At 62.3% G+C, this 14321-nt stretch carries 13 protein-coding genes and 3 pseudogenes; 11 read left to right on the top strand and 5 right to left on the bottom strand.

Annotated features, from left to right (window positions below; translation table 11 throughout):
- Nucleotides 1-38 precede the first annotated feature (38 nt).
- On the top strand, nucleotides 39-965 hold the full coding sequence (gene rarD / locus NKJ89_RS01280; RefSeq protein ID WP_352599177.1) for an EamA family transporter RarD: 927 nt from the start codon (nucleotides 39-41) through the stop codon (nucleotides 963-965).
- Between the two features lie 10 nt (nucleotides 966-975).
- Complete coding sequence (locus NKJ89_RS01275) at nucleotides 976-1662, top strand: glutathione S-transferase family protein (protein WP_352599175.1); 687 nt, start codon at nucleotides 976-978, stop codon at nucleotides 1660-1662.
- A gap of 11 nt (nucleotides 1663-1673) precedes the next feature.
- Here the strand turns inward: NKJ89_RS01275 and NKJ89_RS01270 are convergent, their stop codons facing one another.
- Nucleotides 1674-2672 carry a transporter gene (locus tag NKJ89_RS01270; RefSeq protein WP_023762053.1) on the bottom strand — a complete coding sequence of 333 codons (999 nt, stop codon included), beginning with the start codon at nucleotides 2670-2672 and terminating at the stop codon, nucleotides 1674-1676.
- 176 nt (nucleotides 2673-2848) lie between these two features.
- Entirely contained in the window at nucleotides 2849-3139 is a 291-nt protein-coding gene (locus tag NKJ89_RS01265; RefSeq protein WP_352599173.1) for a muconolactone Delta-isomerase family protein, read from the bottom strand.
- Nucleotides 3140-3249: 110 nt separating this feature from the next.
- Between NKJ89_RS01265 and NKJ89_RS01260 the strand changes: the two genes are divergently transcribed.
- Nucleotides 3250-4140 carry a LysR substrate-binding domain-containing protein gene (locus tag NKJ89_RS01260; RefSeq protein WP_352599171.1) on the top strand — a complete coding sequence of 297 codons (891 nt, stop codon included), beginning with the start codon at nucleotides 3250-3252 and terminating at the stop codon, nucleotides 4138-4140.
- 296 nt (nucleotides 4141-4436) lie between these two features.
- On the opposite strand, the gene NKJ89_RS01255 is transcribed toward NKJ89_RS01260, so the two are convergent.
- The gene (locus tag NKJ89_RS01255; protein ID WP_352599169.1) at nucleotides 4437-5048 is read right to left on the bottom strand and encodes an LOG family protein; all 612 of its coding nucleotides are present in this window, start codon (nucleotides 5046-5048) and stop codon (nucleotides 4437-4439) included.
- Between the two features lie 143 nt (nucleotides 5049-5191).
- On the opposite strand from NKJ89_RS01255, the gene NKJ89_RS01250 reads away from it, so the two are divergent.
- Entirely contained in the window at nucleotides 5192-6670 is a 1479-nt protein-coding gene (locus NKJ89_RS01250) for a LysM peptidoglycan-binding domain-containing protein (RefSeq protein WP_352599167.1), read from the top strand.
- Between the two features lie 29 nt (nucleotides 6671-6699).
- Here the strand turns inward: NKJ89_RS01250 and NKJ89_RS01245 are convergent.
- Nucleotides 6700-6927: pseudogene (locus tag NKJ89_RS01245) on the bottom strand (NAD(P)H-dependent oxidoreductase); the annotation flags it as partial.
- Between NKJ89_RS01245 and NKJ89_RS01240 the strand changes: the two are divergent.
- The 4 genes and pseudogenes from NKJ89_RS01240 to NKJ89_RS01225 all read left to right on the top strand — a co-directional run.
- A pseudogene (locus NKJ89_RS01240) lies at nucleotides 6928-7059 on the top strand (LysR family transcriptional regulator); the annotation flags it as partial.
- 67 nt (nucleotides 7060-7126) lie between these two features.
- Nucleotides 7127-7468, top strand: coding sequence for an ArsR/SmtB family transcription factor (locus NKJ89_RS01235; RefSeq protein ID WP_023761633.1), 342 nt, complete (start codon nucleotides 7127-7129; stop codon nucleotides 7466-7468).
- Nucleotides 7469-7545: 77 nt separating this feature from the next.
- Nucleotides 7546-9426, top strand: a complete 1881-nt coding sequence (locus tag NKJ89_RS01230) for an ABCB family ABC transporter ATP-binding protein/permease (protein WP_352599165.1) — start codon at nucleotides 7546-7548, stop codon at nucleotides 9424-9426.
- 129 nt (nucleotides 9427-9555) lie between these two features.
- The gene (locus NKJ89_RS01225; RefSeq protein WP_352599163.1) at nucleotides 9556-9903 is read left to right on the top strand and encodes an antibiotic biosynthesis monooxygenase; all 348 of its coding nucleotides are present in this window, start codon (nucleotides 9556-9558) and stop codon (nucleotides 9901-9903) included.
- 9 nt (nucleotides 9904-9912) lie between these two features.
- On the opposite strand, the pseudogene NKJ89_RS01220 reads toward NKJ89_RS01225, so the two are convergent.
- Nucleotides 9913-10775 (bottom strand): annotated as a pseudogene (locus tag NKJ89_RS01220) (SMP-30/gluconolactonase/LRE family protein).
- A 274-nt stretch (nucleotides 10776-11049) separates the two neighbouring features.
- Between NKJ89_RS01220 and NKJ89_RS01215 the strand changes: the two are divergent.
- The 3 genes from NKJ89_RS01215 (at nucleotide 11050) to NKJ89_RS01205 (ending at nucleotide 14297) form a co-directional block, all read left to right on the top strand.
- Nucleotides 11050-12354, top strand: a complete 1305-nt coding sequence (locus NKJ89_RS01215; protein ID WP_352599161.1) for a DMP19 family protein — start codon at nucleotides 11050-11052, stop codon at nucleotides 12352-12354.
- Between the two features lie 423 nt (nucleotides 12355-12777).
- A complete protein-coding gene (locus NKJ89_RS01210) occupies nucleotides 12778-13476 on the top strand; it encodes a phosphatidylserine decarboxylase (protein WP_352599159.1) in 699 nt (232 codons plus the stop codon).
- A gap of 2 nt (nucleotides 13477-13478) precedes the next feature.
- Nucleotides 13479-14297: a CDP-alcohol phosphatidyltransferase family protein gene (locus NKJ89_RS01205; RefSeq protein ID WP_502904069.1), complete on the top strand. Its 819-nt coding sequence runs from the start codon at nucleotides 13479-13481 to the stop codon at nucleotides 14295-14297.
- Nucleotides 14298-14321: the final 24 nt, after the last annotated feature.

The following is a 14321-nucleotide window of genomic DNA, read 5'->3' as shown; positions in this document are numbered from 1 at the left end:
ATGGTCTTGGCAAAGTGGCTGGGCCATAGCGTTGGCCCATGGCCACTGAAGCAATTACCCTGGACGCTGATTCCAAGACCCGTCGCGGCTTCCTGCTTGCGCTGGGCGCTTATTTGCTATGGGGAATGCTGCCCTTCTACATGAAGGCCGTGGCGCATCTGCCGCTCGCCGAAGTCATTGCCCACCGCATCGTCTGGTCGGTGCCGATCGCCGCCGCCGTTCTGGTCTGGGCCGGCCGCACGGCGGATTTCAAGGCAGCACTTCGCTCACCCCACACCATCGCCATGGCCGCGCTGACGGCGGCGCTGATCTCGGTCAACTGGGGCGTCTACGTCTGGGCGATCGCGGTCGACCGCACGGTCGAAACCGCGCTCGGCTATTACATCAATCCGCTGGTCAGCGTCGTCGTCGGCGCGCTGTTGCTTGGCGAGCGGCTTGACCGTCTACAGATCGCAGCCGTGGTACTGGCGGCGGTCGCCGTCGCGGTACTGACCATCGAGGGCGGCAAGCTGCCCTGGGTGTCGCTGGCTTTGGCGTTTTCCTTCGCCGCCTACGGCTTCTTTCGCAAGACGCTGCCGATCGGCCCCAGCCAGGGGTTTCTGCTCGAAGTGCTTTTGCTGTCGGTGCCGGCGCTTGGCTACATCATCTATCTGATCGCGACCGGACAGGACCACATCGTATCCAGCAGCGGTGCCGATACGGCATTGCTGATGGGCTGCGGTCCGGTCACATCGGTGCCGCTGCTGTTGTTCGCCTTCGGCGCCAAGCTGCTGCGCCTCTCCACCATCGGCATCATGCAGTACATCGCGCCGACCATGGTGTTCCTGATCGCCGTGCTGATCTTCGATGAGCCTTTCGGCACCACCCAGGCCATCGCCTTCGCTCTGATCTGGACGGCACTGGCGATGTATTCCTGGTCGATGTTGACGACCGCGCGCAGGGCTGCGCCGAAGCTCGCACAGTAAGGGATTTCGGATGTACCTGCTGCATATCGCCAACAAGAACTATTCCTCGTGGTCGCTGCGGCCATGGGTGCTGATGCGAGCGCTGGATATCCCGTTCGAGGAGCGGCTGACGCCATTCCCGACCGGATCGAGTTGGGAGCTTTACCGGTCGTTTTCACCCAGCGGCCGTGTGCCGTGCCTGATCGACAATGATTGGGCGGTCTGGGATTCGCTCGCCATCGCCGAATATCTGGCGGAGCGCCACCATGGCGTTTGGCCCGTCGAAGCCAAGGCACGCGCCTGGGCACGCTCGGCCGCCGCCGAGATGCATTCGAGCTTCACCGCACTGCGTGGCACATGCCCGATGAGTTGCGGCGTGCGGGTCAAGCCGTTTCGGATGTCCGACGCGCTGAGGCAGGATCTTTTGCGCCTCGGCGATCTCTGGAACGATGGTCTTGCCCGTTTCGGCGGGCCGTTTCTGGCCGGCGCTCATTTTACCGCCGTCGACGCGTTCTTTGCGCCCGTGGCATTTCGGGCTCAGTCGTACGGGCTCGTTTTCGAAGGGGCGGCCGCCGCCTACCCGGCGCAATTGCTTGCCTTGCCGGCGATGCGCGAATGGTATGCGGCTGGCCTTGCCGAGACCTGGCGCGAGCCCGACCATGAAGCGGAAGTCGCCGCCGCTGGCACCGTCCTCGAGGATTTTCGCGCCTCGGCGTGAAAGCTGCCGCGTTACATCCCCCGGCCAAGCCGCCTGACGAACAGATAGGTGGCCGCAGCGATAACGAGCGATACTGCTGACACCACCCAAAAACCCATCGGCGTGTTGACCAGCGGCAGCCCGCCGACATTCATGCCGAACAGGCCCGATATAATGGTCATCGGCAACAGCACCGCCGTCATGACAGAGAGAACATAGAGGAGTTGGTTCGACTGCATGGTCAGCTTGGCCATCAGCTCGTCCTGCAACAGCCTTGTGCGCGCCTGCAACTGCTCGCCATCGTGATAGAGCGTATGCGCCCGTTGCGAGAGCCTGACCGCCATGTCGTTGATCGGGTCAGGCAGCTCGTTGCGATGCGAATGATCGAGATGCCGGAACAGATTGGTGATCGTCGCCATCTGCCGATGGATCACCACCAATTGTCGGCGCGCCTCGACCAGCGCTTGTCGTTCATTGTGCCATGCATCGCGCACGACACGGTCCTCGATGCCGTCGAGCGTGTCGCCCAGCTTGCGGAGCTCGGCCGACATGCCGTCGAGCGACTGGCCCGTGACTGCCTCTATCAGTTCCGCCGGCGAGCGGAATTTCCGCGATCCATTTTCCACCGCCTTGCGGACGGCGTCGACCGATTCCAGCGGCTGCTTGCGAGCGCCGATCAGCATCGTGTCGTTGAAGGCGAAGCGGAAATGGACGAGTCCGCGCGCCTCCGAAAAGTCGTGCCTGAGATCCGGCAGATCGCCATAGAGCCAGCCATCCTCGAAGTCGATGTGGCAGCCATGGCTCGGAGCAAGGAAGGCGTCGCGCACCGGCCCCGGCAAAGCCCTTTCGGCGCCGATCTCCTGGCGTGCGTGCAGGTCAGTGATCTGGTAGCTGCGCCATGTCCAGTGCGCGGCCGCGGCGTCCCTGGTTCGCACGCCCTCTGCGGTGAAGTGATAGATGAAGAACAACCCGTGCTCATCAGGCAGGTAAGGCGACAGGTCGGTGCCTTCCGGGGCGAGAGCGATATCCATGGGCGAGGCGCCAGATTGAGGTTTCGAACATGGCGCCGCGTGGCGGTCGCCTGATCCCAATTTCTAGCACGTGCGAAGCCGGTTTCGTGTGACGGTTTCTTGACAGCCGATCACAGCCTGTCGATCGCCGCGTCAATCCGGTGGTGACGCCTTCGCCGCCACCGGATTGCGTCCTCTCAACGCTTCGGGCCGAACCCAGGGTAAGGATTGAGCGGCACGATTGCGGAGATATCCATCATGCCGGCCTTGATCAGGGGCAAGGTGGCGAGATGGCCGCGCACGTCTGCGTCGCTGCCGGCCTCGAACATCATGCCACTGCCTGGTATATCGCCGCGGTTCCATACCTGGCGGACCGCGCCTTCGGCGTAAAGCGTGCGGCGCTGTTCGGCCTCGCCGGGCAGCAGCTGCGCGAAATCGGCATCGGTAAACTTTTCGGTGTTGCGAGTGAGAAGGGCAAAGAACTGCATGTCGGTCTCCTTTGGTTGGGATGGCCGAGTATCACTTCCACTGGTCAGACTGTCCAAGACTGATTAGGCTAGAGTTAAGACCCATGAGGACTTAGAACCTCGGAGAAAAAATGTTCGACCTGCGCCAGATCAGGTATTTCGTCACCGTCGCCGAAGCCGGCAATGTGGGTCGCGCCGCCGAGATGCTGCATATCTCGCAGTCGCCGCTCAGCCGGCAGATCATGCAGCTCGAGGAGCAGCTTGGCGTCTCCCTGTTTGAGAGGTCGAAGCAGCGGGTCCATCTCAACGCCGAGGGTCGCGCCTTCCTCGCGGAGGCCCGTTCGCTGCTGTCCAATGCGCGACGACTGGAGGAGTTCGGCCGCAACCTGGCCAGCGGCGCCGTCGGCCGTCTTGCCATCGGCTACGTCGAAGGCGCCGTGCATGCCGGGCTTGTCGCAGGCATGCTGCGCCAGTTCCGCCGCGACCGGCCAGACTTTCACCTTCAGTTGCGAAGCCTGCGTTCGGCGGCGCAGCTGGAGGGGCTGCGGCAGCGGGTGCTCGATCTGGGCTTTGTCTATTCGCCGCCAGCCGACGATGACCCGGATGTCGCCGCCATGGCGCTGCGGCATGAGCCGCTGGTGCTGGCGATCCCCGAAGATGATCCGCTTGTCCAAATATCGGAGATCGGGCCGCATCACCTCGACGGCCGCACCTGGATCACGGTCGTGCGCCAGCCCGACGACACCAACCGCGGGCAATTTCTTGCCGCCTGCGCCAAAGCCGGTTTTCTGCCCGACATCGCCTATGAGACGGCGGACCCGCTGACCTCGCTTGGTCTGGTCAGCGCCGGCCTTGGCCTGGCGACGGTGCAGGCCAGCCTGCGTGCCGCCGCTCCGCCGCGGATCGTGTTTCGCGACCTGCCATGGTTCGAGCGCACGGTTTCCATCTATCTTGCCTGGCGTCGTCATGACCGCCGCGCGGTGATCGCTGATCTGCGGCAGGCAGCTGCAGGCAGAGGCTAGTAGGCAGTAGGCTAGTAGGCAGTCCAGTAGGCTAGTAGGCTAGGGCTCCGCACCGGCTTTTGTGCCGGCAATAGGAATTTTTTCTTGATTCCGTGCCCTCAGCTATGGTATATATTCGTCTATGGTGCTGATTTGCGCCAGTGAGCCGCCGCACAGGCGGGTTTTTCGTTTGATGCGCCGTCGGCCAATGCGCAGGCGAAGGCTCCGAAGGAACCCGTAACCCGAGTTCGTTGCCCTGGGCAGTAGGCAGTAGGGTTGCCGTCCCCCGGCATTCACACTGCCTATTCTCTACTGCCTCACATCTTGTCTATCACCGACTGCACGCCCTCGGTCGGGGCGTCGACGGAGGACCCAGCCACCATGATGGCGGCGACGATTGCTTCGGGGTCGTCGACCACCAGCGGCCTGACTCGCTGCGCGGTGTGGATGAAGCCCTCGGCGGCCATGTGATCGAGCAACGCCAGCATCGGGTCCCAGAATCCTCCTACATTGCCGAAGACGATCGGCTTGCGGTGATGGCCAAGCTGCGCCCAGGTCATGACCTCGACAATCTCCTCGACCGTGCCGATGCCGCCCGGCAGCGCCACAAAGGCGTCGGATTTCTCGAACATCTTGTGTTTACGCTCATGCATGTTGTCGGTGATCACGAGTTCGTCGAGCCGATCAAGCGCGGTTTCCGTCGCTTCCTTGTTGATCAGGAAGCGCGGAATGATGCCCGTCACCTTGCCGCCGGCGCGCAGGGCGCCTTCGGCGACGGCGCCCATGATGCCTTTGGTGCCGCCGCCATAGATTAGCCGCAGGCCCGCTTTGGCGATCGAGCGCCCGAGCAGGTGCCCGGCCTTGATATAAATTTCATCGCGGCCCGGAGACGAGCCGCAATAGACGCAAACGGATCGAATCGTGTTCATGCTGATGATTGGTGATTGGGTCTGAAAGCGCGGTCAAGCCCCAAGGGTCAACAAGCTCGGGCTTTTTCTTGTCGGTCCCTCTTTCTTGTCGACATGGGCAAAACAGGCTAGACCGGCGTTAGGTGGCTAAGGGGTAGCGAAATATGGTGATTAATCCATTGAAGGCGTTCCTGTTCGTAGCGGGTGGGACCGTTGCGGCCGCGGGGACCGCCTATGTATCGGGTGCGCTCGACCCGTATCTTAATCCGACACCGCCGCCGCAAGTGGCGGCCTTGACGCCGCCCGCGGCGCCGAAACCGGCTGATCCCGGCACGGAAGCGCGGCTGCCGCCAGCGGCTGTGCCGGCCGCGCCTGCCGCGGTGCCCCAGACAACGGCGCCGGCCGCACCGGCAACGGGTGCAGCGGTTCCGGCAGCGCCGGCTGCGGCCGGTCCGATCGCACCGTCCTTCGATGTCGTGCGCGTCGAGAGCAATGGCTCCATTGTGATTGCCGGCAACGCAGCACCCAACGCGAAGGTCGAGATCCTCAACGGCACGCCCGTGCTCGGTTCGACGGTCGCCGGTCCCGACGGCGCCTTTGTCATCGTGCTCGACGATCCGTTGAAGCCTGGCGACTATACGATTGCCCTGCGCGCGACCACCGGCGATGTCGTGACGCCGTCGGTGCAGACCGCAGTCGTCTCGGTTCCAAAGAATGCGGCCGGCCAGGTGCTGGCGATGGTCGAGGAGCCGGGCAAGCCGGCCGAACTGCTCACCGTTCCCGCGCCCGAGGCAAAGCCGGCCGCCCCGGCTGCCGGCGACCAGGCCGCCGCGCCGGCGGCTCCCGCGGCGGAAGCGCCCGCAACTGCTTCGGCACCAGCCGCGCCGGCGGCTCCGGCGCCGGCCGTGGCTGAAGCGTTACCTGCTCCGGCAGCCCCATCGGCGGCTGCGCCAGACGTGTCCGAACCCAAGATCGTCGTCGAGGCGGTGGAGATCGACGGCAACAAGATATTTGTTGCCGGCCTCTCAGATCCGGGCCGCAAGGTGCGCGCCTATGCCAATGATATCCTGCTCGGTGACGCTCAGACGTCGCCGAACGGCCATTTCCTCGTCGAGGCGACGCGCGACATTCCGGTCGGCAGCTACACCATCCATGTCGACGGTCTCGATGCCGACGGCGTGAAAGTGGTGGCACGCGCCGCCGTGCCGTTCGAGCGCGAGCCGGGTGAATCGATCGCCGCCGTGGCGCCCGCGGAGCTCAAGCCTGCCGAACCTGCTGCCGCCGAAGCGCCTGCCGCTCCGGTCGATGTCGCGGCTGCTCCCGCAGCACCGGCCGGTGAGGCTCCGGCCGTTGTGGTGGCAGCCACGCCGCCAAGCGATGTGCCCGAGACCGTAGCGCCCAAGCTCGAACATGCGGACGGCGCCGTCATCATCCACCGCCACGACACGCTTTGGCGGATTTCACGGCGTGTCTACGGCCATGGCATGCGCTACTCGACCATCTACCTCGCCAACCAGGATCAGATCAGCGATCCTGATCGCATCTGGCCGGGACAGGTGTTCAAGGTCCCGGAAAAGTCCAAGGAAGGCGAAGCCGCCGACCTCAAGGCGATGGGCAAGCAGGTGACGACAAAGACCAACTAGAGACAAGGCTTTCCAGAGGTCGAAGTCAGCTAGCTCGTTGAGCCGCTTAGGTGAAGTTTGAACCCGGTCATGTTCTGATCGCCCAGGTCGGGGCGTAGCTTCATGCTCGGAATCAAATAGTCGCCGCCATTCTGCCGGCGATAGGGAATGGGCTGCGCGGTAGCGAGCGTTCTCATTCGCTCGCGCAGGCGCTCGGCAGCGGGCTCGAAGTCGGCTTCACCGAAGCGGTCGACGCTATAGGCGACAAATGGCGGGAGCCGTCCGTCCCGTTGAACATGCTGATCGTCCCGGAGCGCGCGGGCGTTGCAAGGGTTCGCCTGCTGGTCGACTTTCTGGCTGAACGGATAGCCGATATCCCGGGGATCGAGAAGTCCATCTCACAGCGTTAGCCGCTATCTGGTCTGACCAGAAGAGTAGCTTGCGATAGCGCCAACCATCGTTTATCGCCGATGGACGATGAGCGACAGCCCCTTCGAAACCCATACACTCCGCTCCGCGTCGGAGGCCCCGGACAGCCGCGCCGTCGCCGCCCGGCTTGCCGCGCTTTCGCACCCGGCGCGTATCGAAATCCTGAAATACCTGTCGGCCAGCAGCTCCTGTTGCTGCCGAGAGGTCGTCGATCGTTTCGATCTGGCGCAGTCCACCGTGTCACAGCATTTGAAGATATTGGTCGAAGCCGGGCTGGTCCGGTTCGAGCCTGATCGCCAACGCTCGCGCTATGCGATCGACCACGCAGCGCTCGCCGATGTCTCGATGTCGCTGACCGCGCTCGTCAATTCCTGCTGCTCCGGCCGCTAGATCCATGATCCCGAAAACTGCAGCCCTGTTTTCGGAAGAGATCATGGTCAAAAAGACATAAGAAGAAGGCACAAAGAATGGCCAAAAAAACCGTCTCCGACTCCTCGACCTTCAAGACGCTGCTCAACCTGTGGCCCTATATGTGGCCGGCGGATCGTGCGGATCTGAGAGCCCGGGTCACGTGGGCGACGCTTCTGTTGGTTGTGGCCAAGCTGACACTGGTCGCCGGTCCCTATTTTTTCAAATGGGCGACCGACGCGCTGGCCGGTGACGCCAAATCGGTGCCGCCGCTGCCGAGCTTTCTGCTGGCGCCCGTCATGCTGGTCGTCGCCTACAATGTCGTGCGCCTGGTGCAGCTTGGCTTCAATCAGTTGCGCGACGCATTGTTTGCCCGCGTTGGCCAGTACGCGGTGCGCCAGCTTGCCTTCCGCACCTTCGTCCACATGCACCAACTGTCGCTGCGCTTTCATCTCGAGCGCCGGACCGGCGGCCTGTCGCGCATCATCGAACGTGGCACCAAGGGCATCGAGACGATCGTGCGCTTCATCATGCTTAATACAGCGCCGACGATTCTCGAGTTCGCCCTGACCACCGGCATCTTCGCCTACACCTATGGCTGGAAATATGTGGCGGTCGTCGCGGTCACCGTCTGGGTCTATGTCTGGTTCACGGTGCGCGCCAGCGACTGGCGCATCTCGATCCGCCGCGACATGAACGACAGCGACACCGATGCCAACACCAAGGCGATCGACTCGCTGCTAAACTACGAAACGGTCAAGTATTTCAACAACGAAGGCATGGAGGCCGAGCGCTTCGACCGCTCCATGGCACGCTACGAGATATCGGCGACGCGCATCTGGACCTCGCTTGGCTGGCTGAATTTTGGCCAGGGCATCATCTTTGGCCTCGGCACAGTCATCGTCATGTGCATGTCGGCGCTGGAGGTGCAGGCCGGCACGCAGACGGTCGGCGATTTCGTCTTCATCAACGCCATGCTGATGCAGTTGTCGGTTCCGCTCAATTTCATCGGCTTCATCTACCGCGAAATCCGCCAGGGGCTGACCGATATCGAGCAGATGTTCGACCTTTTGGATGTGCCGCAGGAGATCGTCGACAGGCCGGATGCGAAACCACTATCTGTCAGCGCCGGCAAGGTCGAGTTCCGCGACGTTCAATTCTCCTACGACCCGAACCGCAAGATCCTGAAGGGCGTCAGCTTCGAGGTGCCCGCCGGCAAGACCGTCGCCATTGTCGGGCCATCGGGCGCCGGCAAGTCGACCATCTCGCGGCTTCTATTCCGCTTCTACGATGTCCAGGACGGCCAGGTGCTGATCGACGGCCAGGATATCAGGGACGTGACGCAGGAGAGCCTGCGCGGAGCAATCGGCATGGTGCCGCAGGATACTGTGCTGTTCAACGACACCATCGCCTACAACATCCGCTACGGCCGCATCGGTGCCAGCGAGGAGGATATGCGCAAGGCTGCCGAACTCGCCCAGATCGGCCCCTTCATCGAGCGGCTGCCAGACGGCTACAAATCGATGGTCGGTGAGCGTGGGCTGAAACTCTCGGGCGGCGAGAAGCAGCGCGTGGCGATCGCCCGCACCATCCTGAAAGCCCCGCCGATCCTGATGCTCGACGAAGCGACTTCGGCCCTCGACAGCCACACCGAGCAGGAAATCCAGGCGGCGCTCGACCTGGTCAGCCGCGGTCGCACCACCATCGTCATCGCCCACCGGCTGTCGACGGTGATTACGGCCGACGAGATCATCGTGCTGCAGGACGGCCAGATCGCCGAGCGCGGAACGCATGCCGAACTGATGCACAAGCATGGCCTCTACGCCTCGATGTGGGATCGCCAGCGCGAGGCAACGGAGGCCGAGGAGCGGCTGCGCATCGCCCGCGAGGGCGACGAACTTGGCGTCATCGTTCGCCGCCGGCTATCCGAGGTGAATTGATGCCGCCTACCAGGTGAGCCGCCTACCAGATGAGAAGGAAGACATTTCCGCTTGACCTCAACTTAAGTTGAGATTGTAGGTCGTTCTTGGTGCCCGGAAGCAACATGATCCAAGAACGGAATGATCGAAATGAGCAAGACAAATCAGAAGGTTAACGGCGGCAGCGTGTTCAGGGTGGACAAATTCGTTGTCCCGGCCGCCGCTCGCGAAGAGATACTGGCCAAGGTCCGGACAACGCATGAATTGCTGCGCCGGCAGCAGGGCTTCGTGCAGGATTTCCTGCTCGAGCAATTCTCGGGGCCGGGCGAATTCAACCTCGTCACCATCGTCGAATGGGAGAGCCAGGCGGCGGTCGACAATGTCGTGCCGATCGTCAAGGCGGCGCACGAGCGCATCGCCTTCAACCCGCAGGAGACGATCGCCCGGCTCGGTGTTCGGGCCGACATCGCCAACTATCGGCGTGTTCCCGGACTGTAATAGGATTTCCTACGGCCAGCCGACGCCAGGTGCCGGTGCGTCCACGCTGAGCACCTGGCCGGTGCGCGCGTCGCTGACCATGTGCTCGAAGCCACGCCATTCGGCGGCGAGAATGAACAGCGTTTTCCTGTCGGTGCCGCCCAGTATGCAGGCAAAGCAGCCGCGATCGACAACGACTGTCTGCAACACCTCACCGCCTTCGCTCACGCGCACGCAATGCTTGTTGGGAACATCCGCATACCAGATCGCCCCCTCGGCATCGAGGCAGATGCCGTCGGGATAGCCGTCACATCAGCCCAGACCCGCCGGTTGGACAGAGTGCCGTCGGCCGCAATGTCGAAGGCAGTCAGCCTATTGGCATGCGATTCGGCGACGATCAGCGTCTTGTTGTCCGGGGTGACCGCCATACCGTTGGCAAAGGCGATGTTTTCCGCCACTTGCCGGACGGCACCGCCCGGCGTGACCAGCACGATCGTGCCGGGACCGAAATGCTCGCCCGGCGCCGGCGCCGGGCCGCCGCCATTGACATAGATGTTGCCACGCCCATCGACGACGATCTCGTTCCACGGGCTATTCGAGAGGCTGCGCAAATCGGCATGGGTGACGAGCCTTCCATCTGCTTCCTGTCGCAATAGCAAGCCGTCGCGACCGGAGATGACAAGCAGACGGCCATCCGGCAGCCAGTCGATGGAGTAGGGCAGGACAGCTGGCACGGTGAGCGTGACCTCGCGGTTGCCGTCGGCATCGACGGCGACGATCTCGCCGGTCCCCCAATTGCAGACCCAGAGCCGTCCGTCGTGCCAGCGCGGCGACTCGCCGAAGGCGAGGCCGGCGGTCAGGAGATGCGCTTGGGTGGCCGGTTGTTTCTGCATTTGCGAGAGCTCCTTGTTGCGCACGTGATCATGGCCGGGCGGTCCAGAAAGACGCTGTCTCACCAAGGACGGATGACGGCGTGCGTCGCCGACAGGCATCACGCAACAATTCAACTCGGCCACCTCTACGCTGAGCTCCTGAAGCAAAATCTCGAAATCAGTTTTCTGAATGCTCTAAAAACGTCGGCGACTAGACATTTGAAAATGAATTTCAAATGCTTTTATTTGCTCTTCAAGGTATTATTCTGCTGCTGCAGATAAGAAGGCCGCTGGCATGTTCGGAATTTTTTCGCGGAAGAAAAAGCTTCAGCAGTCGACAACGGTTTCGGCCGACCGTTCGGAGCAGCCGATGGCCAGCCCGCATGTGTCTTCAGTTATTGTCCCGTTTTCAGCTGTCGAGCGCGCTGCCAAGGAGAATTACGTTGCTGATCTCGTGACCGCGGTCATGGATTTCGTCAACGCGATGCTCAATCAGGGCCTCTACAAAGATCACGAAATTCCGGCATCGGCGAGGCAGTTTTTTCATACCTATCTCTACGCCCTGGAAGTAAGCAATGGCGGCCACAGCCAATTTATCCGCAACTACCATGGTGGCTTCGACAAAATTACCTCCGATGCGAGGTTGGCTCTGGCTGGAATGCGAGCGACAAATCATTTGGCTGCTTTGGAACAAATGGTCGCTTGGGTCAGGGAACACCCAAAAGAAGCGGAGGAACAGACCGGATTCGAAGGTGGTCGCGCTGATTTCCTTGATAAGCTCGACGATCTTTTTTACAAAGAGGAAGATAGCGTCCCGTTGCTTGCCCGCGCAGTGGGTTGGATTGCCTCATGGCCTGAACTGGAGATTGTCGACGATGCCGAATGCCAGGAGGCCATTCTCGACGTGGTGATGGCTAATCCCAGGCGCGAACCTCGATTGCGCCATCGCTCGGTGTTCCATCTGAAAGCATCGATGACGAGCCGACTTCAAGTGGGCATCGGTTTAGCCTGTGCAGGCTTGCCGCAACCCGAGGTCAAGCTCGGGGTCGGCGAAGGAAGGATGTTGGACATAGACGGCGAGAAGCAGATGGCTTTTCCTGTCGTAACCAATGCCTGCAGGGCGCTGTTGTGCGTGGTCACGTCGACGCATGCAGCGGCATACCAGTACCTTGCTGCCGATGGCACGGAACTGGAACTCGACTTCGGACCCAACGACAGCGTCACCGACGACATCGATGAGTTATTTGGTGACAGTGCTCCACGTGTCGGCTTGAAGCTGTCGCATGTCGGCGCCGATTCAATAGCGACCGTCATCAAATTGGCTGAAGCCTATCGGGCGCCAGCAGCCCTCGACCTTCTTTTGCGCAGGGCTGGAGTAGACACTGCAGGAGCAGTTGCCTTGCCGTCGATGTTGGTTCCGAGAGAGGGAGGATCGGTCGTCAGTTGGACAGTTGCTGCTGGCGGTAGACCATTGCTCCTGTTGTCCGCTCCCAACGGCAGCATGCTCTTGAGATTGAGCGCGGAAGACCCGCTAGCGGACGCCGGTAGGCTTGAGATCGAAGAACATTTTGCGCGAGCCGAAGCCGATGGCGCCAACTAATCTGGTCCGGTCGTCTCGATGGCGCCGCGCTACTTTTTCTCCGTCAGGAAGAACGTTCCATCAGCATGGTCGGCGCAAATGGCCTTTTCCGCCACGCTGGCGGCCTTGCTGCAGTCAAAGGATAGCTTGGCTTGCGCTATTGCGCTGCCATTCGATGCCGCCAGCGCGAGCAGAACCTACTTGTGGCGGCCCATCGCTTGGCAATGAGGTGCACCGTGTTGGGGTTTAGGATCATGGGCGGTCGGCTTGTTCCCGCATTTTGAACCGGCGGTGCCCCGAATTCTGCCGACAATGACGCCGACAGGCAAGCGCACCACCGCTTCTGTAGGACGCGGCCAATACAGCCTTGCCGATTGTTGCGTTGCGGCGAGGGGGGCTTTCGGCTATTGAGGCCGCAATTGAAACGGAGCCCGTTTTTACCCGATGAGCCTTGTCGATACGGTCAAGAACGCGTTCGTACCGATCCATCGCGAAGGCTATCCCTTTATCGCGGCCTTTGGCGCGGCGACGCTTTTCCTCGGCTATTTTTCCTCGATCCTGTTTTGGATCGGCCTTATCCTGACGGCCTGGTGCGTCTATTTCTTCCGTGATCCCGAGCGCGTCACGCCGGTCGACGACCACCTCGTGGTCAGCCCCGCAGACGGCATCATTTCTGCGGTCGGGCCGGCCGTGCCGCCTCGCGAACTCGGCCTCGGCAATGTCGAAATGACCCGCATCTCGGTGTTCATGAACGTCTTCTCCTGCCACGTGAACCGCGCCCCGGTGCGTGGCCGTATTGCCAGGATCGAGCATCGGCCTGGAAAATTCCTCAATGCCGAACTCGACAAGGCGAGCACCGAGAACGAGCGCAACGGGCTGGTTATCGAGAGCCCCAACGGCACGGTCGCCGCCGTCCAGATCGCCGGCCTGGTGGCGCGGCGCATCGTCTGCTGGGCCGAGGCCGGCGGCTCTATCGCCATCGGCGAGCGCTTCGGCCTGATCCGCTTCGGTTCGCGTGTCGATGTGTTCCTGCCGCTGGCCGCCACGCCGCGTGTTGCCGTTGGCCAGACGGCGATCGGCGGCGAAACCGTACTTGCCGAATTCGGCGGTGTGGCCGGCACGCCTCTTGTTCGGATTTCCTGACCGTGGGCACGCAATACAAAAAGTTCGAGGCCCATGCCAGCGGCGGTCCGCGCATCCGGGAAATCCCTATGCGCATGGTGCTGCCCAATCTGGTCACCGTGCTGGCCATCTGCGCCGGCCTGTCCGGCATCCGCTTCGGCTTCGAAGGCCGTTTCGAGCCGGCGGTGGTGATGGTGCTGCTTGCGGCCTTCCTCGACGGCATTGACGGCCGCCTGGCGCGGATGCTGAAGGCAACCTCCAAATTTGGCGCCCAGATGGATTCGCTGGCCGACATCGTCAATTTCGGCGTGGCACCTGCTCTGGTGCTCTATGCCTTCCTGCTCGACCGCGCCGGCTCGCCGGGCTGGATCGCTGCACTTCTGTTCGCCATCGCCTGCGGGCTGCGGCTCGCCCGTTTCAACGTGCTCGACGACGACAAGGCCGATCGCCCCCTATGGCAGTCCGAATATTTCGTCGGCGTGCCGGCGCCGGCCGGCGCCGTGCTGGTGATGCTGCCGCTCTATCTTTATTTCCTCCGCACCGGGCTGGAGCCCAGTCGTCCAGCCGCCTTTGTCGCCACCGGCTTCACCATTCTGGTCGCCTTCCTGCTGGTCAGTCGGCTGCCGGTCTATTCCGGCAAGAACCTGAGAATCCCGGGCGACAAGGTGCTGCCGATTATCCTTGGTGTCGTGCTCTACGTGCTCCTGCTGATGACTTATCCCTGGTACACGCTGACGGCGTCGGTCGCCGGCTACCTGATCTTCCTGCCGTTCAGCGTGCGCGCCTATTCGAAACGCGCCAAGCTGGAGGGTGAGAAGATACCGCCTTCGGATATAGGTTAAGTCATTATCTCCCCCTTGAGGGTC

This window comes from Mesorhizobium sp. M0047 (assembly GCF_040323315.1).
Taxonomy (GTDB): Bacteria; Pseudomonadota; Alphaproteobacteria; order Rhizobiales; family Rhizobiaceae; genus Mesorhizobium.
This window is presented reverse-complemented; position numbering and strand designations above follow the sequence as displayed.